Here is a 21,716-nt window from a genome sequence, read left to right as displayed (position 1 = left end):
GCGGACGCGCAGACTCACCGGCGGCGGCACGGCGACGGGCGGGTGGGCATGGCGGGGACGGTGACGCGGCCCGGCGGGCCACCGGTCGCCCGCCGCGCCCGCCGGGGTCCGGTCGTCGCGCTGGTCGCGGTGCTCGTGCTGGCCCTCGCCGCGGTCGTCGTCCCGATCGTGCTGACCGACGGGCCGCGGCCGTTGTCCGACCTGCGCATCCTGGTCCCCAACCCACCCGGCGGCGGCTACGACGTCACCGCGCGCAGCGCGGCGAAGGTGCTGTCCGACACCGGGATCGCCGGCCCGGTCGAGGTGTTCAACCTGTCCGGTGCCGGCGGGATCGCCGGGCTCGGCCGGGTCGAGGGCGAGGCCGGCAACGGCAGGCTCCTGATGAGCATGGGGCTCGGGATCGTCGGGGCGACCGCGTCCCGGGACACCCCGCTCTCGCTCGCCGACACCACGCCGATCGCGCGGCTGACCGAGGAGTCGGAGATCGTCGTCGTGCCCGCGGACTCGCCCTACCGCGACGTCCGCGCGCTGCTCGACGCCTGGCGCGCCGCCCCCGGCGGGCTCACCGTCGGCGGCGGCTCGACCGTCGGTGGGCCGGACCACCTCGCCACGATGCTGCTCGCCGAGGGCACCGGCATCGCCCCCGCCCGGGTCCGCTACGTGTCCTACGAGGGCGGCGGTCCGCTGCTCGCGGCGGTGCTGCGCGGCGAGGTGGCCTTCGCGGTGTCCGGGGTGGGCGAGTTCGCCGACCAGATCGGGTCCGGGGACCTGCGGGTGCTCGCGGTGACCGCGGGCGAGCGGGTGCCCGGCCTCGACGTGCCGACGCTGCGCGAGTCCGGGGTGGACGTCGAGTTCAGCAACTGGCGCGGGCTGGTCGCGCCGCCCGGTCTGTCCGACGCCGACCGCGCCGCGCTGGCCGACGCCGTCGCCGCGATGCGCGGCACCCCCGAGTGGCGGCAGGTGCTGGCCGCGAACGGGTGGCACGACGCCTGGCTCCCGGGCGCGGACTTCGCCCGGTTCACCGCCTCCGAGAACGAGCGGGTGGAGCACGTCCTGGGTGAGCTGGGCCTGCGGTCGCGCTGACCCCGTCCGGCGCGACCGAAACGACCACAACGACCGTTGTGGCCGTTACGGAGACACCGGACGGGTGACTCCGCACACTTCAGCGCGTTCGCTTCGCAACGGTGAGATCGGACGCACATGCCCCAGTCGACGGCTCCTCCGCAGTCGCAGGAACCGCCCTCGCAGCACCGGCCCACGCCGGACGACCCCGCGCCGCCCGTGCCGCGGCCCCGGGTCGGACCTCTCCTCGGCACGGTGGTGGCCGTCCTGGCCGCGCTGCTCCTCGTCCCGCCCGCGGTGGGCGCGATCGGCGGCGGCGGCGACGGCACCCAGCTCCGCGGACTGCGGATGCTGGTCCCGAACGCCCCCGGCGGCGGCTACGACGTCACCGCCCGCAGTGCGGCAAAGGCCATGGAGGACGCCGGGCTGACCGGGTCGGTCGAGGTCTTCAACCTGCCCGGTGCGGGCGGCACGGTCGGGCTCGGCCGGACCGTCAACGAGGCCGGCGACGACCGGCTCGTGATGAGCATGGGCCTGGGCGTGGTCGGCAGCGTGTACTCCAACGACTCGCCGGTCACGCTCGAGCAGACCACGCCGATCGCGCGGCTCACCGAGGAGACCGAGATCGTCGTCGTCCCCGGTGACTCGCCCTACCGGAACCTCGGCGACCTGCTGGCCGCCTGGCGGGCGGCCCCGGGGAAGACCCCGGTCGGCGGCGGCTCCTCCCCCGGTGGCCCGGACCACCTGGCCCCGATGCTGATGGCCGAGGGCGCCGGCGTGGACCCGCGCGCGGTCAACTACATCTCCTACGACGGCGGCGGCGAGCTGCTCGCCTCGGTCCTCGGCGGCAAGGTCGCGTTCGGGGTGTCCGGGCTCGGCGAGTTCGCCGACCAGATCGCCTCCGGTGACCTGCGGGTGCTCGCGGTGACCGCGGGCGAGCGGATCCCGGGCCTCGACGCGCCGACGCTGCGCGAGTCCGGCATCGACGTCGAGTTCACCAACTGGCGCGGCGTCGTCGCGCCGCCGGGGCTGGACCCCGAGGGCGTCGCCGAGCTGGAGCGCGCCTACGCCGAGCTGCACGCGACGCCGGAGTGGCGCGAGGTGCTGGCACGCAACGGCTGGCAGGACGCGTACCTGCCGGGGCCGGAGTTCGGCCGGTTCGTGGCCGACGAGGACGCCCGCGTCGAGCGGGTGCTGACCGGGCTGGGGCTGACGTGACGACCATCGGGGACACCGGGAACACCGGGACCGCTCGCTCCTGGTGGAAGGAGCACTCGGAGCTGGGTGTGTCGGTGCTGCTGGCCCTCACCGGCCTGCTGGTGCTCGGCGACACCCTCGCCGAGGGCGGCGGCGGCAGCGCGTCCGACCCGCTCGGACCGCGCACCGTCGCGTTCGTGCTCGGCGCGGCGCTGCTGGTGCTGGCGGCGCTGCTGACCGTCGACGTCCTGCGCGGCGGCCGCGGCGAGGCCGAGGGCGGCGAGGACGTCGACCTCGACGTGCCGATGGACCTGCGCACGGTCGGGATGCTGGCCGGGGTGATCGTCGCGACGGCGGCGCTCATCCCGCTCGCCGGCTGGCCGATCGCCGGGACCGTCCTGTTCGCCGGCGCCACCTACGCGCTCGGCTCGCGCGCGGTGCTCCGCGACCTCGGCATCGCCGCCGGGGTCTCGCTGCTGACCTGGGTGCTGTTCGACGCGGTGCTCGGCGTCGACCTGCCGGGCGGCCCGCTGATGGGGGTGTTCGGCTGATGGGCACGTTCGACCTGCTCATGAACGGGTTCGCGCACGCGCTGACCCCGCAGAACCTGCTGTTCGCAGCGTTCGGGGTGCTGCTCGGCACCGCGATCGGCGTGCTGCCGGGCATCGGCCCGGCGATGGCGGTGGCACTGCTGCTGCCGGTGACCTACGCGTTCGACCCGACCGGTGCGTTCATCATGTTCGCCGGCATCTACTTCGGGGCGATGTTCGGCGGGTCGACGACGTCGATCCTGCTCAACACCCCGGGCGAGTCCGCCTCGGTGATGGCGGCCATCGAGGGCAACCCGATGGCGAAGTCCGGGCGCGGCGCCCAGGCGCTCGCCACCGCCGCGATCGGGCACTTCATCGGCGGCATCGTCGGCGTGACCGGGCTGGTCCTGGTCGCCCCGCTGATCGCCTCGGTGGCCGTCGACATCGGCGCCCCGGACTACTTCGCGATCATGGTGCTGGCCTTCGTCGCCGTCAGCGGCGTGCTGGGTGCCTCGCGGGTCCGCGGGTTCGCCGCGCTCGCCCTGGGCCTCACGATCGGCCTGGTCGGGCTCGACCCGATCTCCGGGCAGCCGCGGCTCACCTTCGGGGTGCCGCAGCTGGCCGACGGCATCGACGTCATCATCGTCGCGGTCGGGCTGTTCGCGATCGGCGAGGCGCTGTGGGTGGCCGCCCACCTGCGACGACGCAAGCAGGAGGTCATCCCGGTCGGCCGTCCGTGGCTGGGCCGCGAGGACCTGAAGCGCACCTGGAAGCCGTGGCTGCGCGGCCCGTTCATCGGGTTCGGCTTCGGCTCGATCCCGGCCGGCGGCGCCGAGATGTCGACCTTCATGGCGTACGTGACCGAGCGGAAGCTCTCGAAGCACCCGGAGCAGTTCGGGAAGGGCGCCATCGAGGGCGTCGCCGGGCCGGAGTCCGCGGCCAGCGCGTCGTCGGCGGGGACGCTGGCGACGATGCTGACCCTCGGCCTGCCGACGACGGCGATCGCCGCCGTCATGCTCGCCGCGTTCCAGCAGTTCGGCATCCAGCCCGGCCCGCTGCTGTTCCAGAAGGAGCCGGACCTGGTCTGGACGCTCATCGCGAGCCTGTTCATCGGCCTGATCATGCTGCTGGTGCTGAACCTGCCGCTGGCCCCGGCCTGGGCGAAGCTGCTGCGGATCCCGCGGCCGTACCTCTACGCGGGCATCCTGTTCTTCGCCTGCGTCGGCGCGTACGCGGTCTCCGGCCAGCCGGTCGACCTGCTGGTGCTGCTCGCGATCGGCGGCATCGGGTTCCTGATGCGCCGGTTCGGGCTGCCGGTGCTGCCGGCGATCATCGGCGTCATCCTCGGTCCGGACGCGGAGCTGCAGCTGCGCCGCGCCCTGCAGATCGCCGACGGCGACGTCACCACGCTGGTCTCCACCCCGCTCGCGATCGTCGTGTACTCGCTGATCGCGATCCTGCTGGTCGCCCCGGTCGTGCTCCGCGCGGTCCGCGCCCAGCGGAGTGACCGGGAGTCCGAGACGGTCTGACCCGGTCGGCGCCCCGACACGCCCCGCGGCCGCACCGGCCGCGGGGCGTCGTCGTGCGCGCGGTGATCCGTGCGCCGCGCGCGTCCGGACGCACGCGCGGCACGGATCACCGCGCGCACAGCGGATCACGTCACGGCAGGATCGGGTCATGGGGTTCGACGCCGCCCGCGCGCTCGCCGAGACGCTGCTGGCCCACCAGCGCCCGGAGCTGTGGGAGCGCGCGCAGCGGGCGGCGATCGCGGCCCGCACCGCCGCCGAGGACGGCGGGCACGACCGGGACCTGCTGATGACGGCCGCGGTGCTGCACCCCATCGGGCACTCGCCGGTCGCCCGCCGGACCGGGGACCCGCAGCGCGACGCCGCCCGGTTCCTCGAGGTCCGCGGCTACGACGCGCGGGTCGTCGAGCTCGTCGCCGGGCGCGGCCCGCTCGCCGGTGCGCTGCGCGCCTGCACCGACGCGGCCACCATCACCCCATCGGATACGGACGATCCGCCCGCAGGAGCGGCGCCGACCGTGTCGTAGCGCAATCCTGGGCCGGTGGCGATCACCGAGACCCCGCGGCGGGTCCGCAACCGGGTGGGCTCCTGGCTCCTGCAGGACGCGCACCGCCCCGACCGGCAGGGCCCGCACGCCCGGCCCGAACCGGAGCACCCACGCCACGCCTGGTGGAAGGTCATGTGCCTGACCGGCGTCGACTACTTCTCGACGCTGGGCTACCAGCCGGGGATCGCGGCGCTCGCCGCCGGCGTGCTCTCCCCCGTCGCCACCCTCGTCCTGGTGGCGGTGACGCTGCTGGGCGCGCTGCCGGTCTACCGCCGCGTCGCCCGGGAGAGCCCGCACGGCGAGGGCTCCATCGCGATGCTGGAACGGCTGCTGCCCGGGTGGCGCGGGAAGGTGTTCGTCCTGGTCCTGCTCGGGTTCGCGGCCACCGACTTCCTCATCACGATGACGCTGTCCGCGGCCGACGCGACCGCGCACCTGGTGCAGAACCCGCTGGCCCCCGCGGCCCTGCAGGGGCAGAACGTGCTGATCACGCTGCTGCTGCTCGCGCTGCTCGGCGGGGTGTTCCTCGCCGGGTTCTCCGAGGCCATCCGGATCGCGGTCGCGCTGGTCGCGGTCTACCTGGTGCTCAACGCCGTCGTCGTGGTGGACGGGCTGGTCCGGATCGTCGCGGCGCCGCACGTCGTCGCGGGCTGGTCGGCGCTGCTCGTGTCCCGCTACCCGGACCCGCTGCTCATGGTGGGGGTCGCGCTGATCGTGTTCCCGAAGCTGGCGCTGGGCCTGTCCGGGTTCGAGACCGGGGTGTCGGTGATGCCGCTGGTGCGCGGCCGCGACGGTGACACCGAGGACCGCCCGGAGGGCCGGATCGCGGGCACCCGGCGGCTGCTCACCGTCGCCGCGCTGGTCATGAGCACCTTCCTGGTGACCTCCAGCGTCGTGACCGTGCTGCTGATCCCCGAGCCGGAGTTCGCCCCCGGCGGGCAGGCGAACGGGCGGGCGCTGGCGTTCCTGGCCCACCGCGACCTGGGGAACGTCTTCGGCACCGTCTACGACCTGTCCACGATCGCGATCCTGTGGTTCGCCGGGGCCTCGGCGATGGCGGGCCTGCTCAACCTGGTGCCGCGGTTCCTGCCCCGCTACGGGATGGCGCCGTCCTGGGCGCGGGCGGCGCGGCCGCTCGTCCTGGTCGTGATGGTGGTCGCGTTCGCGGTCACCCTGCTGTTCGACGCCGACGTCGACGCCCAGGGCGGGGCCTACGCCACCGGCGTGCTGGTGCTGATGACCTCCGCGGCCGTCGCCGTCGCGCTGTCGGTGCGGCGCACCGGGAGCCGCCCGGCCGTCGTCGGGTTCGCGCTGATCGCGCTCGTGTTCGTCTACACGACGGTGGCGAACGTCGTCGAGCGGCCGGAGGGCGTGAAGATCGCCGCCTGTTTCATCGCCGGGATCCTGGTGGTGTCGCTGCTGTCGCGCACCCTGCGCGCGTTCGAGCTGCGCATCACCGACGTCACCCTCGACGACACCGCCCGCGGGTTCCTCGACGAGTGCTCCGGCTCCGGCAGGCCGCTGCGCCTGGTCGCGCACGAGCCCCGCCCCGGCGAGCGGGACAGCGTCGCCCGCGACGAGGAGTACCGGGAGAAGCTGGCCGAGGAGACCGAGGACCACCACATCCCCGACCCCGGCCGCGTGGTGCTGGTCGAGGTCACCGTCACCGACCCGTCGGAGTTCGAGTCGGGCATCGCCGTGCGCGGGGAGCGCCGCGGCCCGTACCGGGTGCTGACGACGTCGGCGCCGTCGGTCCCGAACGCGATCGCCGCGCTGCTGCTGCACCTGCGCGACGTCGGCGACCGCGCCCCGCACATCTACTTCGACTGGACCGAGGGCAACCCGGTGCGCCACTTCGGCCGGTACCTGTTCACCGGCGTCGGCGAGGTCGCCCCGATCACCCGGGAGATCCTCCGGGAGGCCGAGCCCGACGTGGCCCGGCGCCCCGTGGTGCACGTCGGCTAGGGCGGCCCGTAGTGGCCGGCGTGGGTCTCGCGGACGACGTTCTTGCGGATCTTCCCGGTCGAGGTGCGCGGCAGCTCGTCGGCGACGATCACCGCCTTCGGGACCTTGTAGGGGTCGAGGTGCCCGCGCAGCGCGGCCAGCAGCGCGTCCGGGTCGACCGTCGCGCCGGGCCGGGGCACGACCACCGCGGTGATCGCCTCGCTCCACCGCTCGTGCGGCAGCCCGACCACGACCGCCTCCGCGACGTCCGGGGCGGCCGCGTAGACGGCCCGCTCGACCTCCAGCGAGGCCACGTTCTCGCCTCCCGTCTTGATCACGTCCTTGACCCGGTCGGCGAACCACAGCACGCCGTCCTCGCCGAGCCGGCCGACGTCGCCGGAGTGGAACCAGCCGTACCGGAACGCCTCGGCGGTCGCGGCGTCGTCGTCGAGGTAGCCGTTCATGGTGGACGGGCCGCGGTAGACGATCTCGCCCTCCTCCCCCGGGCCGAGCAGGGTCCCGCCGGAGTCCATGACCGCGACCCGGACCCCGGTGATCGGGGTGCCGACCGCACCGATGTGGGTCAGCTGGTGCTCGGGCCGGAACAGGGTGGTGCACGGGCTCATCTCGGTCTGCCCGAACAGCAGCGCGAAGTCGCAGCCGAAGCCGTCCAGGCAGGCCCGGATCAGCGGCTCGGGCATCGGCGCCATCGCGTACACCGCGCGCCGCAGCGACGACAGGTCCCGACCGGCGAACGACGGGTGCTCCAGCGCCGCCCGGTACATCATCGGCAGCCCGAACACCTGGGTGATCCGCTCGCGCTCGACGGTGTCGAGGAACGCGGCGGGCTCGAACCCCCGGGCGAGGTGGATCGTCGCCCCGACCAGCACCGCCGGGGTGCAGAACGCGTTGAGCTGCGCGGTGTGGAACATCGGCATCATCGCCAGGAAGCGGTCCGCCGCCGACCAGCCCGAGTCCAGCGCGGCGGAGAACGACTCCAGGGTGACCGCCAGGTGCGAGGTGACGACGCCCTTCGGGAACGACGTCGTCCCCGAGGTGTACAGGTAGGACAGCGGGTCCCGATCCTCGACCAGCACCTCGACCGGCCCGGCGCCGTCCCCTCCCCCGGCCTCGACGTCGGCCAGCGGGACCCCGGCACCGGCCACCCCGCCGGTGCCGGGCGCGACGAACACCTCGGTCACCGCGGGCACCTGCTCCCAGGCGGGCGCGAGCGCCGCGACCAGCTGCGCCTCGACGACGATCCCGCGGGCCCGGGAGTGGCCCAGGACGTAGGCGACCTCGTCCGGACGCCAGCCCAGGTTCACCGGCACGCAGACCAGGCCGAGGCGGGCGCAGGCGTAGTAGACGGCGAGGAACTCGGCGCTGTTGCCCGAGGCCAGCGCGAGCGCGTCGCCGCGGGTCCAGCCGCGCGCGGCGAGCCCACGGGCCAGCCGGTCCACCCAGGCGTCCAGCTCGGCGTAGGTCCAGGACCGCTCCCCGTCGACGACGGCGGTCCGCCCCGGCCGGGCGGCCGCGCTGCGGCCGAGCGCGTCGGCGACGTTGACCCGCCCGATCAGGTTCCGGTCGAGCTCGCCGGCACCCATCAGTACGACCTCGGCAGCCCGAGCCCGTGCTGGGCGACGTGGTTGAGGATCATCTCGCGGTTCACCGGCGCGACCTGCATGAGCCGGGCCATCCCCCAGTACGGGATCAGCCCGTACTCGCTGGCCAGACCGTTGCCGCCGTGGGTCTGCATGGCCGCCTCGACGGCGTGCGTCGCCGCCTCGGCCGCCGCGTACTTGGCCATGTTGGACTCCTCGCCCGCGGGCATCCCGCGGTCGTGCAGCCAGGCGGCCTTGCGGGTCATCAGCGCCGCGAGCTCGGTCTCGATCCGGGCCCGCGCCAGCGGGTGCGAGACGCCCTGGTGGGCGCCGATCGGGGTGTCCCAGACCTGCCGGGTGCGGGCGTAGTCGGCCGCCTTGGCCAGCGCGAACCGGGCGATGCCGACGCCGAGCGCGGCGCCGGTGATCCGCTCGGGGTTGAGGCCGCGGAAGACCTGGCGGAACCCGTCGCCCTCGGCGCCGACCAGGTTGCCCGCCGGGACGCGGACGTCGTCGAAGTGCAGGACGTGCTGCTTGTCCGGGGCGATGAGGTCCACCGGCAGCGGGGTGCGGGTCAGCCCGGGCGAGTCGACCGGCACGACGAACAGGCTCAGGCGCGCCTTCCCGTCCGGCGCCTTCCCGGTCCGCGCGACGACCAGCACGGCCTCGGCGTCGTCGGTGCCGGAGATGTAGTGCTTGGTGCCGGTGAGCACCCAGTCGTCGCCGTCGCGGTCGGCGCGGGTCGCCATCCGGTGGGTGTTGGAGCCCGCCTCCGGCTCGGTGATCGCGAAGACGACCTTGGTCGAGCCGTCGGCGAGCCCCGGCAGCCAGCGACGGCGCAGCTCCTCGGAGCCGAACTCCCCGATCACCTCGGCCGAGATCGCCGCGGACACCAGCACCAGCAGCAGCGGGGCGCCCTGCGCCGCGGCCTCCTCGCAGACGATGGACAGCTCCACGAGCCCGCCGCCACCGCCACCGTGCTCCTCGGCGACGTTGACGCCCAGGAACCCGGCCTGCCCCATCGCCTTCCACAGCTCGTGGGTGTGCCTGCCCTCCCGGGCGCACCGCAGGTAGTACTCGCTGCCGTAGGAGGCCGCGATGGCGGCGACGGCCGCCCGCAGATCGCGTTCCTCGTCGGTCTCGGTGAAGTCCACGCCGACTCCCTAGTGATCCGTTGTTCACTTGTGGCGGACCGTACCGCGCGGATGCGATGCTGGAAAGATGCCGACGCGAACCAGCTCCGGAACCGCGGGACCCCCGCGGCGGCGCGACCCGGACCGCGGGGAGCGGATCCTCGAGGCGGCGGCCCGGCTCGCGGCCGGTCGCGGCTTCCACACCGTCGGGATGGCCGAGATCGGCGCCGAGGCCGGCATCGTCGGGTCCGGGATCTACCGGCACTTCGCCTCCAAGGAGGCGGTCCTGCTCGCCCTGCTCGACCGAGGCATGGCCCGTCTGGAGGCCTCCGCGGCGGCGGCGCTGGCCGCGGGCACGCCCGAGCGCGAGACGCTGACCGTGCTGGTGGCCGACCACATCCGGCTGGTGACCGAGAACCGCACCGAGTTCGCCGTCTACTACGGCGAGGTCCACACCCTGCCCGCCGAGGCCCGCCGCGACCTGCGGCGCCGTCAGCGCCACCACGTCGAGGACTGGGTGCACGTGCTCGCCCCGCTGCGCCCGGACCTGTCCGACGGCGAGCTGCGCGTGCTGGTGCACGCCTGCGTCGGCGCGATCCAGTCGACGCTGTTCTTCCGCAGCGGCCTGGACCAGCACCGGCTCGTGGGGCTGCTCGGCGGGCTGGCGCACGGCCTGCTCGGGGTCGACCCGGTCCACCGGTGAGGACCCGTGGTGATCTCCCCGGCATCCGGTTGACAACAACCGGCTCCGCGGGTTCGGTGGGAGCGTGACCGGCTTCCTGCTGACCCGACGCCGTCACGTCGACAACCTCGTCGTCGTGAGCCAGGCCTGTCGCTGAACGCGTCACCGCAGGTCCGTTTCCTCCCTCTTTCCTCTCTTTCCGGCGCCGTCGCGCGCCCGTCTGCCGTGCCCGGCACACCCCGAGGAGTCTCCCGTGTCCGATGCTCTCGCCACCACGCCCAACACCCGGATCCAGGAGCCGCTGAAGTTCGCGTACTGGGTCCCGAACGTCTCCGGCGGGCTGGTCACCAGCACCATCGAACAGCGCACCGACTGGGGCTTCGAGTACAACCGGAAGCTGGCGCAGACCGCCGAGAACAACGGCTTCGAGTACGCGCTGTCCCAGATCCGCTACATGGCCAGCTACGGCGCCGACCACCAGCACGAGGCCACCGCGTTCTCCCTCGCGCTGGGCCTGGCCACCGAGCGGCTCAAGGTGATCGCCGCCGTCCACCCCGGCCTGTGGGAGCCCTCGGTGCTGGCCAAGTGGGTCGCCACCGCCGACCACCTGACGAACGGCCGGCTCGCGGTCAACGTCGTCTCCGGCTGGCTGAAGGCCGAGTTCACCGCGATGGGCCAGCCGTGGCTCGAGCACGACGAGCGCTACCGCCGCAGCAACGAGTTCATCCGGGTGCTGCGCGAGATCTGGACCTCCGACGGCGGCGCCGAGTTCGCCGGCGACTTCTACCGGATCCGCGACTTCGACCTCAAGCCCCGCCCGGTCGACGTCCCCGGCCGTCCGCACCCGGAGATCTTCCAGGGCGGCAACTCCACCGCGGCCCGCTACAACGGCGGCACCGTGTCGGACTGGTACTTCTCCAACGGCAAGGACTACGACGGCTTCTCCGAGCAGGTCGAGGAGGTCCTCGGCCACGCGAAGACCGCCGAGCGACTGCAGCCCGTCCGGTTCGGCCTCAACGGCTTCATGATCGCCCGGGACGGCGAGAAGGAGGCCCGGGACACCCTGCGCGAGATCATCGAGAAGGCCAACCGGCCCGCCGTCGAGGGCTTCCGCGACGCCGTCCAGCAGGCCGGCAACTCCACCGGCGACAAGCGCGGCATGTGGGCGGACTCGTCGTTCGAGGACCTCGTCCAGTACAACGACGGCTTCAAGACCCAGCTGATCGGCACCCCGGAGCAGATCGCCGACCGCGCGATCGAGTACAAGCGGCGCGGCGCGAACCTGCTGCTGCTCGGCTTCCTGCACTTCCAGGAGGAGGTCGAGTACTTCGGCGCGAAGGTGCTGCCGGTCATCCGGGAGAAGGAGGCCGAGCTGGCCGCCCGCGAGCCGCAGCTCACCACCGTCTGACCGAACCGCCCGACCGACACCGTCCGCACGGGCCCGGCGACCGTCGTCGCCGGGCCCGTCCGCGTTCCCGGGGTCCGTCCTGACCGGACATCCCGCGCCGCGTCCCATTTCCGGGAACGTCTCGTTGACTTCCACCGTGATCTCCCCGAACACTGGGACCGTGCTGTTCACCGAGCTCACCCGTCGACGCCACGTCGACCTCTCGCGTGTGACCTCGTCGCTCTGTCGCTGACTGGCATCCCCGCGGAGCAGGCCCTCTGACCTGCGCCGCGGCCGGCGACCCCGGTCGCCGGTGACCGCCCCGACAGTTCCCTCCCGTCCGGGCCCACCGTTCCTCCGCCGATTCGGTGCGCATTCCCGCGCGTATCCGCCGAATCGTGCGCCGCCGTGCCCGGACGCCTTTCTCCGACGACGAGGAGACACACCGTGACCACGACCGAGAACCGTTCCGAGCCCACCACCGTCGAGTCGCTCGACTGGTCCGCCACGCCCACCGACGCCGCGGGCTGGCTGGCCCGGGCCCGCGACGTCCGCCGCGTCCTGGAGCGTGACGCCGCGGCCCGCGACCGGGCGGGCGCCACCCCGCACGACGAGGTCGCCCTGCTCAAGGACTCCGGCCTGGTCACCCTGCTCGGCCCGGTCGAGCACGGGGGCGGCGGACAGGAGTGGCCGCTGGCCTACCGGGTGATCCGCGAGGTCGCCGCGGGCGACGGCTCCATCGGCCAGCTGCTCGGCTACCACCTGCTCTGGTTCTGGGCCGCCCGGCTCGTCGGGACGCCCGAGCAGATCGCGGCGGTCGAGGCCGACGCCACCCGCAACCGCTGGTTCTTCGGGGGCGCGGTCAACCCGCGCGACGCCGAGCTGACCATCCGCGACGACGGCGACGAGCTCGTGTACTCCGGCCGCAAGTCGTTCTCCACCGGCAGCAGGGTCTCCGACGTCACCGTGCTGGAGGGGGTGATCGAGCGGACCGACACCCACGTCTTCGCGATCGTGCCGAGCCACCAGGAGGGCATCGTCTTCGCCGACGACTGGGACAACATCGGCCAGCGCCTCACCGAGTCCGGCAGCGTCACGATCACCGACGTCCGGGTGCCGTGGGCGGCGGCCGCCGGGTTCACCGACCGGGTGTTCACGCCGCGGGTCTACAACACGCTCAACGTGCCGATCATCCAGCTCGTCTTCGTGGCGTTCTACCTCGGGATCGCCCGCGGGGCGCTCGAGACCGCGGCGCGCTTCACCCGCGAGCGGACCCGGCCGTGGCTCCACGGCGGCCACGAGCGCGCCGTCGACGAGCCCTACCAGCTCGACCTCCACGGCGACCTGCACGCGAAGCTGTGGGCGGTCGAGGCGCTGGCCGACGCCGTCGCGCAGGAGCAGCAGGTGATCCACCGCGACGCCGACGGCGTCACCGCCGAGCAGCGCGGTGAGCACGAGGTGCGGGTCGCCGCGGTGAAGGCGCGGGCCACCGACGTCGCGCTGGAGATCACCTCGGGGATCTTCGAGGGCCTCGGGGCCCGCGCGACGACGACGGAGCTGGGCTTCGACCGGTTCTGGCGCAACGTCCGCACGCACACCCTGCACGACCCGGTCGCCTACAAGCGGCGCGAGGTCGGGGCGTGGGTGCTGCGCGACGAGCTGCCCGAGCCGACCTGGTACTCCTGACCCCGCCCGCGGTGCCCGCCCCCGTCCGGTCGGGGCGGGGCGGGCACCGCGCCGGGACCGCGGCGGCGCCTCAGGTCAGGGCGGCGCGCAGCGACCCGGCGTGCTCGGCCGCCCAGGCCTCCACGGTGGTCCCCGGCCGCCCGGTGACCTGCTCGACCACACCGTTCGGGGCCGCCGCGCCGGCCCGCAGGAACTCCCCGAGGACGGTGTGGACGACGACCCCCGCCCGGTCGGCGTCCATCGACCCGGCCAGCACGGCGGCCGCCTCGTCCGGGGTGACCTGCTCGAACCCGATCGGCACCCCGGTCGCCGCCGCGATCGCCGCGACCCACCGGCGGCGGGTGACCGCCTCCGGGCCGGTGAGGGTGAGCGCGCGCCCGTGGTACTCCTCGCCCGCGGTGAGGGCGACGGCGGCGACCTCGGCGATGTCGGTCATCGCGGTCGGGGTGCTCGCCAGGTCCGGCCACGGCTCCCGGACCACCCCGTGCGCCGCGATCTGCGGCAGCCACATCCGGCAGTTCTCCACGAAGTCCGCGGGCCACAGGTGGGTCCACGGGACCGGCGCGGCCTCGACCGCGGTGACGACCGTCCCCCACCAGCTCTCCGGCTCACCGGACAGGTCGACCACGTGCCCGACCCCGGCGGCCGCCGCCCGGTCGAGGACCTCGGCCACGGTGGGCACGTGCGGTGCGAGGTAGACCGCGCGGACGCCGTCGAACACCCGGTCCAGCGACGCCAGCCGGTGCAGCGAGCCGCGCACGACCTCGACGTCGCCGGGCAGCGCGGCCCGGACCGGGTCGACGGTGAGCGCGCGGACCGGCTCGTCGGTGCGCGCCCGCAGGTGGTCGACGACCATCCGGCCGATGTTGCCGGTCGCGCCCGTGACCAGGACCGTCATGACCCCACCGTACGACGGCGCGGGCCCCCCGACACGACACCGCCCGCCCCGGTCGCGCCGGGGCGGGCGGTGTCGTCGCGCGGCGGTGCCGCGGTGTCGCGCTGTCGGCGCGTGCCGGTGCGGTGGTGCCGCCGGAGCGGCGCCGCGGTGCCGGGACGCTCAGCCGACGGTCGTGCGGTCGCCCTCACCCGCGGGGGTGCGGTCGGTGCGGACCCGCGGGAGGAACCGGCCGGTCCGGGCGCGGTACTCGTCGTACTCGGCGCCCAGCGCGCTGCCCAGGCCGGGCTCGTAGACCGCACGGGCCTGGATCTGCACCGCGACCAGGATCAGCACCCCGGCGAGCACGCCGAGCAGGGTCGGGGCCATGAACAGCATCCCGGCGCACCCGACGATCAGGCCGGTCAGCGCGGGGTTGCGGACGCGGCGGTAGATCCCGCCGGTGGCGAGCACCGGGCGTCGTGCGGCGTCCGGGTCACCGGCCGCGGCCGCCCCGGCCTCGGTGGCCGAGCGGCGCCACACCGTGCCGAGCTGCAGCATCGCGACCGCGACGACGGCGAAGCCGAGCAGCAGCAGCCCCGCCCCGACGACGGCGACCGCCGGCCGGGCCAGCACCGAGATCGGCTGCAGCACGTCGAGGGCGACCAGCAGCGGCGCACCGAACCCGAGCACCGCGGCCAGCACGAACAGCGTGCGGGCCCACCAGGCCGGGCTGCCCGGGGTCCGGGCGACGTCGAGCCTGCGCTCCCCGCGGGCGCGGTGCGCCCGACCGCGGAACCACAGCCCGGCGCCGACGGCGAGCGCCCCCAGCACCAGCGCGGCCCAGCCGAGCCCGTGGTGCCCGGCGACGTCGAACACGCGGCCCCAGGCGTCCTCGCCCCACACCTGCGGGACGGCCTCGTAGAGCAGCCAGGCGCCGAAGACGAAGAACATCACCGCGGCGCCGATCGAGATGGCCCGCTCCGGGAGCCGCTTGCCGAGCTGACGCCCGACGACGATGGCCAGACCGTCCGCGGCGACCATGCCGACCGTGGACCCGGCCCAGATGCCGATCGACCCGGCGAGGGTGTCGTGCTGGGCGGCCAGGGTGATCGTCGCGAGCATCGTCTTGTCACCGAGCTCGGCGAGGAAGAACGCGACCGACGCGGCGACGACGGCGGACCCGCCGGCCCGCTTGGCCTTCGCCTCCTCGTCCTCGGAGAGGCTGTCGCCGCGCAGTGTCCAGGCGCCGAACGCCAGGAAGGCGACCGCGGCGACCAGCGCGATCCAGCCGGTCGGGATCGACGCGCCCAGGCCGTAGCCGACGGCGACCGACACGAGGTGGGTCACCGAGGTGGCGATCGTGATCCCGATCAGGACCGGGATCGCGTTGAAGCGCGTCGCGAACGTGAGGGCCATGAGCTGCGACTTGTCGCCCAGCTCGGCCACGAAGATGACGCCGAAGCTGATCGCGAACGCGATCAGGAAACCGTTCATGTCCATCCCTCGATCTCGACCGGACCGAGGTGGGGGTGCCCTCGACCCGGAGTATCCGGATCGAAGGTCTCGCTCGCCTGGTGGTGGTCAGGCCGCTGCACCCGGGTCGGCCGTCGGAGTACGAGGCGGACCAGTATGTCGAGCGCAGCGTTGGGAGCTACTCCCCTTCGCGTACGCCGGAGACGGTACCTCATCGATCCAGAGCGTCTCGACACCTGATGCACATACGACGCTGTGATCGCCCTCTCAGCGCCGACCCCCTCCGATGGCTTAGCGTCGCGAACGAGTCGTGTCACCGGTGACCGAGGAGGACCCCCATGCCCGAGGCCGTCGTCTGTGCCGCCGTCCGCACACCGATCGGGAAGCGGAAGGGGTCGCTGGCCGAGGTCCACCCGGTCGACCTGTCCGCCGCCGTCCTGAGCGCCCTGGCCGAGCGGACCGGGATCGACCCCACCGTCGTCGACGACGTCGTGTGGGGCTGTGTGAACCAGGTCGGCGACCAGGCCGCGCAGATCGGCCGCTACGCGCTGCTCGCCGCGGGCTGGCCGGAGACGGTGCCCGGGGTGACGGTGAACCGCGCGTGCGGGTCGAGCCAGTCCTCGTTCGACTTCGCGGCCGGGATGGTGCTGGCCGGGCAGTACGACGTCGTCGTCGCCGGTGGGGTGGAGTCGATGACCCGGGTGCCGCTGGGCGCGGGCCGCGACCTGGGACGTCCCTACGGGCCGCTGGTGCGCGAGCGCTACCGCGCCGACCTGGAGTCCGGGGAGTTCCCGAACGGGGACTTCAACCAGGGCGTCGGCGCCGAGCGGATCGCCCGGGACTGGGGACTGTCGCGGACCCGGCTCGACGAGTACGCGGCACGCAGCCACGAGCTCGCCGCCGCCGCGATCGACGCCGGCGTGTTCGACGACCAGCTCGTCGACGTCCCCGGCGCGCCCGGGTTCACCGCCGACGAGGGCCTGCGCCGTGGCACCACCGCCGACACCCTGGCCGCGCTGAAGCCGTCGTTCTCCGCGGACGGGGTGATCCACGCCGGGAACAGCTCGCAGATCTCCGACGGCGCGTCGGCGGTCCTCGTGACCACCCCGGAGCGGGCCCGCGAGCTCGGCCTGACCCCGATCGTGCGCTACCACTCCGGGGCCGTGTCCGGTGCGGACCCGCTGCGGATGCTGACCGGGCCCATCCCGGCGACGCAGAAGGTGCTGAAGCGTTCCGGGCTGTCGATCGGTGACATCGGCGCGTTCGAGGTCAACGAGGCGTTCGCGCCGGTCCCGCTGGCCTGGCAGGCCGAGCTGGGCGCCGACGACGCCGTGCTCAACCCGCTCGGCGGGGCGATCGCCGTCGGGCACCCGCTGGGGGCCTCGGGCACCGTGCTGCTCACCCGCCTGGTGCACCACATGCGCGACCGCGGGATCCGCTACGGGCTGCAGACCATGTGCGAGGGCGGCGGCACCGCCAACGCCACGATCGTGGAGCTGGTCGCCTGACCTGCTAGGTTCCGCCCGTGCTGTGGGTGGGGATCATCGCGCTGCTGGCCGGGGCCGCCTGCGTCTGGGTCGCGGTCCGCACCCAGCGCCGGGTGCACGCGATGATGGCGGCCGAGACGCTGTCGGTGCCCGAGCTGCTCGACCTCGCGGGCGTCGCGGCGGAGCTCGCCGGGCGGCCGGGCACGTTCCGGAAGGTCTGCGAGGTCGTCGGGCAGACCGCGCCCGCCCCGGTCGGGGTGCTGCACTCCGACCTCGCGGGCGTCGACTGCGTGTGGCACATGCAGCGGGTCGAGCGCCGGTTCGAGCGCCGTGAGCGCGACGACGAGGGCCGCACCCGGACGCAGACCCACACCGAGACCGTGTCCGAGCGGACGTCCCCGCACGGCTGGGCGCTGCTGCGCGACGGGCACACCATCGGCGTCGACCCGGGCGGGCGGCACCCGGACCCGGTGGAACGGGTGCTGGACCGGTTCGACCCGGCCGACGACCGGGGCCGTGGCGGGGACCGGACCGTCGGCTACCGCAACCAGGAGTGGGTGCTGCGCCCCGGCGTCGCGATGTACGTCCTCGGCGAGGTCGACGACCGCGACGGGCCACTGGTGATCCGGCCCCCGCAGGACGCCGGCGGAACCTTCGTGCTGTCCACCCGCACCGAGGCCGAGCTGACCGAGTCCGACCGGCGCGCGCAGCGGCTGTGGGCCCGCGGCGGGGCCGCCCTCGCGGTGCTGGGACTGGTGCTCACGGTGGTCGGCGCGATCTCCTGACCTGCCCGGACCGCCGGTGAGGACCCGCGTGCCGGGCACTCTCACCCGATGCCCGAGCGATTCCCAGCGCGGTCACAGGGTCGTCTCAGGGTCACGGCGCACAGTTGCCCCATGACCGAGAACGGGCCGGGAACGGGCGAGTCGTCCGACGGACGGACCTCCACCGGAGGCGGCGCCACCGACCCCGTCCGGCCCGCACGGCGTCACGAGGGGGCGGTCCCCGCCCACCCGGCCGGCGACGACGGCACCCACGCACAGGAGGCGACCACCGTGACCGACACCGACCACCGGCAGCAGGGCGGCAGCCAGGGGGGCGACCCGGGCGGCAGCCACGGGGCCCAGACTCCCCCGCCGTGGGCGACGACGAGCAACCCCACGATCCCGGCCTACGGCGCGGGGAGCCCGCCCACCTCGGTGTACCCGCCGTTCCCGCAGCAGGGTCCGGCTCCGAGGCCGCCGCGCCGGTTCGGTGCGGGCCTGGCCGCCGTCGCGCTGACGGCCGCCCTGGTCGGCGGTGCGGCCGGCGTCGGCGGCGCCTACCTGGTGCTCGACGGCTCCTCCACCCCGGCCACGCTGACCAGCGCCGCCGCCCCCGGCACCCCGGCCACCCCCGCCGACGGCTCGATCGCCGGTGCCGCGGCCGCGATCACCCCGAGCACGGTGGACATCCAGGTCCGCACCGCGCAGAGCGTCGCCGAGGGGTCCGGGGTCATCCTGACCTCCGACGGCCAGATCCTCACCAACAACCACGTGGTCGCGAACGCCACCGACGGCGGCCGGATCACCGTGTCCACCGCCGACGGGAAGCAGTACACCGCGACCGTCGTCGGCACCTCCCCCAGCTACGACCTCGCCGTCATCAAGCTGCAGGGCGCCAAGGACCTCAAGCCCGCCACCCTCGGGGAGTCCTCGAGCGTGCAGGTCGGCGAGCAGGTCGTCGCGAACGGCTCGCCGCAGGGCCTGTCCGGCACCGTCACCGCGGGCATCGTCTCGGCGCTGAACCGGACCGTCACCGCGGGCGGCGACGGCCAGGCCCCGGTCGTCTACAACGGCCTGCAGACCGACGCCCCCATCAACCAGGGCAACTCCGGCGGCCCGCTGGTCAACCTGGCCGGGCAGGTCGTCGGCATCAACTCCGCGATCGCCACCGCCGGGCAGAGCTCCGGCTCGATCGGGCTGGGCTTCGCGATCCCGGTCGACACCGCCAAGCGGGTCGCCCAGGAGCTGATGGACTCCGGCGTCGCGACCAAGCCGCAGCTCGGCGTGCAGGGCTCGGTGTCGGCCTCCGGCAGCGCCCCGAGCGAGACCGCGGGCGCGCAGATCACGACGGTGGAGCCGAACTCGCCGGCGGCCGCCGCGGGCATCAAGGCGGGCGACGTCGTCACCAAGGTCAACGAGTACCCGGTGTCGAGCTTCGCGGACCTGATCGCCCGGGTCGGCAACTTCACCCCCGGCCAGCAGGTCACGCTGACCGTCGGCAGTGGGTCCGGTGCCCGTGAGGTGCCGGTGACGCTCGGCAGCGTGCGCGACACCGCCGCCGCGACCGCCCAGAACGGGGCGCGCACCGTGCCCGAGGGCGGCTCCACCGGCGAGCTGCCGTTCGGCATCAACCCCTTCGGCGGCGGCAACTGACCTGATCCCCCCGGGGCGACGCCACGCCCCGGGCACCCGCTCCGGCCGGGCGCGACATCCCCCTCCCGTCGCGCCCGGCCGGTTCCGTGTGCGCGGGTGGACGAGCGTGCCGGCCGGCGGGGCCGCCGGGGATCAGCCGGTGGGGTGGCGGGCCCGCAGCCGGGTCCGCACCCGCCCGGCCAGCGCGGTGACCGCCGCGACGACGGCCACCAGCCCGACCGCGAGCAGCGCGGCCACCAGCGGGGAATCGGTGAGGTTGCCGGTCAGCACCCCGAGCACGCCGTAGAGCAACGTCCACAGCACCGCCCCGGCCGCGACCGCGGGCACCAGCTTCGCCCAGGTCATCCCGGAGACCGCAGCCGCGATCAGGGTCGGCACCCGCCCCGCGGGGGCGACCCGTCCGACCAGCACGACCAGCCAGCCGCGCTCGGCGAACGCGCCGCGCATCCGTTCGATCCGGGCCGCGGTGCGCTCACCGCCGAGCCGCCCGCCCGCGACCGCGGCGCGGACCGGGTCACCGGCCAGGCGGGCGACGGCGAAGGTGATGACGTCACCGAGCAGGGCCGCGGCGAAGGACAGCAGCAGCACCACCGGCAGCGACAGCGCGGAGCTGGTCATCGCCGTCGCGGCGGCGGCGCCGACGATCGCACCGGTCGGCACGACCGGCACCACCGACCCGAGCAGCACTCCCCCGGCGACGACGAGGTAGGCGATCCGCCCGGCGTCCGGGCTGAGCTCGGCGTCGAGCCACTCCTGCGCGGACGCGGCCAGCAGGTGCGGCGCGCTCACGCCGGCGTTCCGACGGCGTCGCCGGGCGGGAGCACGAGGGCGCGGGTGGACAGCCCGGCCGCGGCGACGGCGTCGGCGAAGTCGTGGGGCGGGCGCACGAGCAGCTCCCGCATCCGGGACCCGGTCCGCCCCGGGACCGAGCACAGCCCGGCGACGGCGAGGGTCCCCCAGTGCACCGGCAGCGCGACGGCCGGTGCGAGCCGCCGGACGGCCTCGGCGGCACCGGCCGGGTCGAGGTGGCCGGGGCCGAGGTTCGGGCCCCAGCCCCACACCGGCAGTGCGGCGAGGTCGATCGGGCCCTGGGCGGCGACGTCGTCGAGCCCGGGGAACAGGCCGGTGTCCCCGGCGACGTAGACGCGCAGCCCGTCGCCCTCCAGCAGGTGCCCCATGGCGTCGGCCTGCGGGCCGTGGGTGAACCGGGGCCCCCACCGGTGCCCGGAGTGGTCGGCCGGTGTGCCGGTGACGCGCAGCCCGTCGAAGACCCGGGTCTGCCCGACGGCGAGCTCGGAGACCCGGGCGACGCCGCGGCGGCGGAGCCAGTCGCCGGCGCCCGCGGGCACCACGACCTCCGCCGCGCGCGGCAGCCGGCGCAGCGAGGCGAGGTGCAGGTGGTCGGCGTGCAGGTGGGAGATCAGGACCAGGTCGGCCCCGGCGGGCCCCTCCGGGTCGACGGCCGGCGCCGTGCGGCGCAGCGGCCCGACCGACCGCCCCAGCACCGGGTCGGTCAGGACGGTGCGCCCGCCGATCCGCAGCCGCAGGGTGCTGTGGCCGAGGAAGGTCGTCTCCGGCAGGTCCACACCGGCGAGTATCCCCTCAGGCGTTGCCGAGGACCCGGTCGACCGCGATCTGCAGCACCACCCGTGCCGGGTTCTCCCGGGGCTGCTTGTACTCGGCGGCGTAGCGGCGCTCGGCGTCGGCGACGACGTCGGGCTCGTCCCGCACGACGGCGCGGCCCTCCAGCGTGGACCAGGTGCGCCCGTCGACGACGGTGACGCTGACCCGGGCGCCGTCCGGCCCGGCCGCGGCGACGTTGCGCGCCTTCTGCGACCCGCCGCTGCAGATCACCCGGGCGGTGCGCTCGGCCACGTCGACGGTCACCCCCACCGGCACCGCGTGCGGGGTGCCGTCGCGGCGCGGGGTCACCAGGACGCACGGGCGGCGCTGGGACCAGAGCTCGACGAACGCGTCGGAGACGGCGTCGTCGAGGGACCGGCGGCGGCGCCGGGGCGGTTCGGGGGTGGTCGTCACGGTCGCCATCCTGGACGTCGTGCCGGGCCCCGCGCGCCCCGGCACGCCGAGGCCCCGGTCACTCCGGGCGACGCCACCCGCCCCGGTGATCCCCGTACGGGCGACTTCCCTGGCCCTCTCGACCGGGTGT

20 protein-coding genes are annotated in these 21,716 nt (G+C 74.7%); 13 read left to right on the top strand and 7 right to left on the bottom strand.

The features are described from left to right. Window positions 1–48: 48 nt before the first annotated feature. The 6 genes from KPL57_RS39395 to KPL57_RS39370 all read left to right on the top strand — a co-directional run bounded on the left by KPL57_RS39395 (window position 49) and on the right by KPL57_RS39370 (window position 6,827). Window positions 49–1,083, top strand: coding sequence for a tripartite tricarboxylate transporter substrate binding protein (locus KPL57_RS39395; RefSeq protein ID WP_226355571.1), 1,035 nt, complete (start codon window positions 49–51; stop codon window positions 1,081–1,083). A 234-nt stretch (window positions 1,084–1,317) separates the two neighbouring features. Continuing rightward, window positions 1,318–2,280, top strand: a complete 963-nt coding sequence (locus tag KPL57_RS39390; protein ID WP_226355570.1) for a tripartite tricarboxylate transporter substrate binding protein — start codon at window positions 1,318–1,320, stop codon at window positions 2,278–2,280. Next, window positions 2,277–2,810, top strand: coding sequence for a tripartite tricarboxylate transporter TctB family protein (locus KPL57_RS39385; protein ID WP_226355569.1), 534 nt, complete (start codon window positions 2,277–2,279; stop codon window positions 2,808–2,810). The genes KPL57_RS39390 and KPL57_RS39385 overlap by 4 nt, the downstream gene beginning before the upstream one ends. Beyond that, complete coding sequence (locus KPL57_RS39380; RefSeq protein ID WP_226355568.1) at window positions 2,810–4,318, top strand: tripartite tricarboxylate transporter permease; 1,509 nt, start codon at window positions 2,810–2,812, stop codon at window positions 4,316–4,318. The genes KPL57_RS39385 and KPL57_RS39380 overlap by 1 nt, the downstream gene beginning before the upstream one ends. A 148-nt stretch (window positions 4,319–4,466) precedes the next feature. Next, window positions 4,467–4,841: a hypothetical protein gene (locus KPL57_RS39375; RefSeq protein WP_226355567.1), complete on the top strand. Its 375-nt coding sequence runs from the start codon at window positions 4,467–4,469 to the stop codon at window positions 4,839–4,841. Window positions 4,842–4,856: 15 nt separating this feature from the next. After that, on the top strand, window positions 4,857–6,827 hold the full coding sequence (locus KPL57_RS39370; protein ID WP_226355566.1) for an amino acid transporter: 1,971 nt from the start codon (window positions 4,857–4,859) through the stop codon (window positions 6,825–6,827). Here KPL57_RS39370 and KPL57_RS39365 read toward each other — a convergent pair. Both KPL57_RS39365 and KPL57_RS39360 read right to left on the bottom strand, forming a co-directional pair. Beyond that, window positions 6,824–8,410, bottom strand: coding sequence for an AMP-binding protein (locus tag KPL57_RS39365; protein WP_226355565.1), 1,587 nt, complete (start codon window positions 8,408–8,410; stop codon window positions 6,824–6,826). The two genes, KPL57_RS39370 and KPL57_RS39365, sit on opposite strands and share 4 nt — an antisense overlap. Continuing rightward, a complete protein-coding gene (locus KPL57_RS39360) occupies window positions 8,410–9,561 on the bottom strand; it encodes an acyl-CoA dehydrogenase family protein (RefSeq protein ID WP_226355564.1) in 1,152 nt (383 codons plus the stop codon). The genes KPL57_RS39365 and KPL57_RS39360 overlap by 1 nt, the downstream gene beginning before the upstream one ends. 67 nt (window positions 9,562–9,628) lie before the next feature. Between KPL57_RS39360 and KPL57_RS39355 the strand changes: the two genes are divergently transcribed. From KPL57_RS39355 to KPL57_RS39345, 4 genes are all read left to right on the top strand, one after another. Continuing rightward, window positions 9,629–10,243: a TetR/AcrR family transcriptional regulator gene (locus tag KPL57_RS39355; RefSeq protein WP_226355563.1), complete on the top strand. Its 615-nt coding sequence runs from the start codon at window positions 9,629–9,631 to the stop codon at window positions 10,241–10,243. Window positions 10,244–10,511: 268 nt separating this feature from the next. Continuing rightward, window positions 10,512–11,630, top strand: a complete 1,119-nt coding sequence (gene sfnG, locus KPL57_RS39350; RefSeq protein WP_226356663.1) for a dimethylsulfone monooxygenase SfnG — start codon at window positions 10,512–10,514, stop codon at window positions 11,628–11,630. A 136-nt stretch (window positions 11,631–11,766) separates the two neighbouring features. Continuing rightward, window positions 11,767–11,862: a putative leader peptide gene (locus tag KPL57_RS72915; RefSeq protein ID WP_350666623.1), complete on the top strand. Its 96-nt coding sequence runs from the start codon at window positions 11,767–11,769 to the stop codon at window positions 11,860–11,862. Between the two features lie 194 nt (window positions 11,863–12,056). Beyond that, a complete protein-coding gene (locus KPL57_RS39345; protein WP_226355562.1) occupies window positions 12,057–13,295 on the top strand; it encodes an acyl-CoA dehydrogenase family protein in 1,239 nt (412 codons plus the stop codon). A gap of 70 nt (window positions 13,296–13,365) precedes the next feature. Here KPL57_RS39345 and KPL57_RS39340 read toward each other — a convergent pair whose 3' ends face one another. Further along, entirely contained in the window at window positions 13,366–14,193 is an 828-nt protein-coding gene (locus tag KPL57_RS39340; protein WP_226355561.1) for an SDR family oxidoreductase, read from the bottom strand. 159 nt (window positions 14,194–14,352) lie between these two features. Beyond that, entirely contained in the window at window positions 14,353–15,666 is a 1,314-nt protein-coding gene (locus tag KPL57_RS39335; RefSeq protein ID WP_226355560.1) for a TMEM165/GDT1 family protein, read from the bottom strand. Between the two features lie 317 nt (window positions 15,667–15,983). Between KPL57_RS39335 and KPL57_RS39330 the strand changes: the two genes are divergently transcribed. From KPL57_RS39330 to KPL57_RS39320, 3 genes are all read left to right on the top strand, one after another. Next, entirely contained in the window at window positions 15,984–17,153 is a 1,170-nt protein-coding gene (locus KPL57_RS39330) for a thiolase family protein (RefSeq protein WP_226355559.1), read from the top strand. Between the two features lie 17 nt (window positions 17,154–17,170). Next, window positions 17,171–17,917 (top strand): E3 ubiquitin ligase family protein, encoded by a 747-nt coding sequence (locus KPL57_RS39325; protein WP_226355558.1) that lies wholly within the window; start codon window positions 17,171–17,173, stop codon window positions 17,915–17,917. A gap of 111 nt (window positions 17,918–18,028) precedes the next feature. Beyond that, entirely contained in the window at window positions 18,029–19,549 is a 1,521-nt protein-coding gene (locus KPL57_RS39320; protein ID WP_226355557.1) for a S1C family serine protease, read from the top strand. 132 nt (window positions 19,550–19,681) lie between these two features. On the opposite strand, the gene KPL57_RS39315 is transcribed toward KPL57_RS39320, so the two are convergent. Genes KPL57_RS39315 through KPL57_RS39305 form a run of 3 tightly spaced genes read right to left on the bottom strand, consistent with a single transcriptional unit; the run spans window position 19,682 to window position 21,586 of the window. After that, window positions 19,682–20,338 (bottom strand): DedA family protein, encoded by a 657-nt coding sequence (locus tag KPL57_RS39315; RefSeq protein ID WP_226355556.1) that lies wholly within the window; start codon window positions 20,336–20,338, stop codon window positions 19,682–19,684. Further along, a complete protein-coding gene (locus KPL57_RS39310) occupies window positions 20,335–21,135 on the bottom strand; it encodes an MBL fold metallo-hydrolase (RefSeq protein WP_226355555.1) in 801 nt (266 codons plus the stop codon). The genes KPL57_RS39315 and KPL57_RS39310 overlap by 4 nt, the downstream gene beginning before the upstream one ends. A gap of 16 nt (window positions 21,136–21,151) precedes the next feature. Continuing rightward, the gene (locus KPL57_RS39305) at window positions 21,152–21,586 is read right to left on the bottom strand and encodes a pyridoxamine 5'-phosphate oxidase family protein (protein WP_226355554.1); all 435 of its coding nucleotides are present in this window, start codon (window positions 21,584–21,586) and stop codon (window positions 21,152–21,154) included. Between the last annotated feature and the right edge of the window lie 130 nt (window positions 21,587–21,716).

This window comes from Pseudonocardia sp. ICBG601, assembly GCF_020496245.1.
Note: the sequence above shows the minus strand (reverse complement) of the source record. Positions and strands in the feature narration are given on the sequence as shown.

Bases quoted from the DNA above. Each gene is read 5' to 3' on its own strand.
- KPL57_RS39395 (WP_226355571.1), top strand. From the start codon at position 49: ATGGCGGGGACGGTGACGCGGCCCGGCGGGCCACCGGTCGCCCGCCGC.
- KPL57_RS39380 (WP_226355568.1), top strand. From the start codon at position 2,810: ATGGGCACGTTCGACCTGCTCATGAACGGGTTCGCGCACGCGCTGACC.
- KPL57_RS39375 (WP_226355567.1), top strand. From the start codon at position 4,467: ATGGGGTTCGACGCCGCCCGCGCGCTCGCCGAGACGCTGCTGGCCCAC.
- KPL57_RS39365 (WP_226355565.1), bottom strand. From the start codon at position 8,410: ATGGGTGCCGGCGAGCTCGACCGGAACCTGATCGGGCGGGTCAACGTC.
- KPL57_RS39355 (WP_226355563.1), top strand. From the start codon at position 9,629: ATGCCGACGCGAACCAGCTCCGGAACCGCGGGACCCCCGCGGCGGCGC.
- KPL57_RS39340 (WP_226355561.1), bottom strand. From the start codon at position 14,193: ATGACGGTCCTGGTCACGGGCGCGACCGGCAACATCGGCCGGATGGTC.
- KPL57_RS39335 (WP_226355560.1), bottom strand. From the start codon at position 15,666: ATGAACGGTTTCCTGATCGCGTTCGCGATCAGCTTCGGCGTCATCTTC.
- KPL57_RS39330 (WP_226355559.1), top strand. From the start codon at position 15,984: ATGCCCGAGGCCGTCGTCTGTGCCGCCGTCCGCACACCGATCGGGAAG.
- KPL57_RS39320 (WP_226355557.1), top strand. From the start codon at position 18,029: ATGACCGAGAACGGGCCGGGAACGGGCGAGTCGTCCGACGGACGGACC.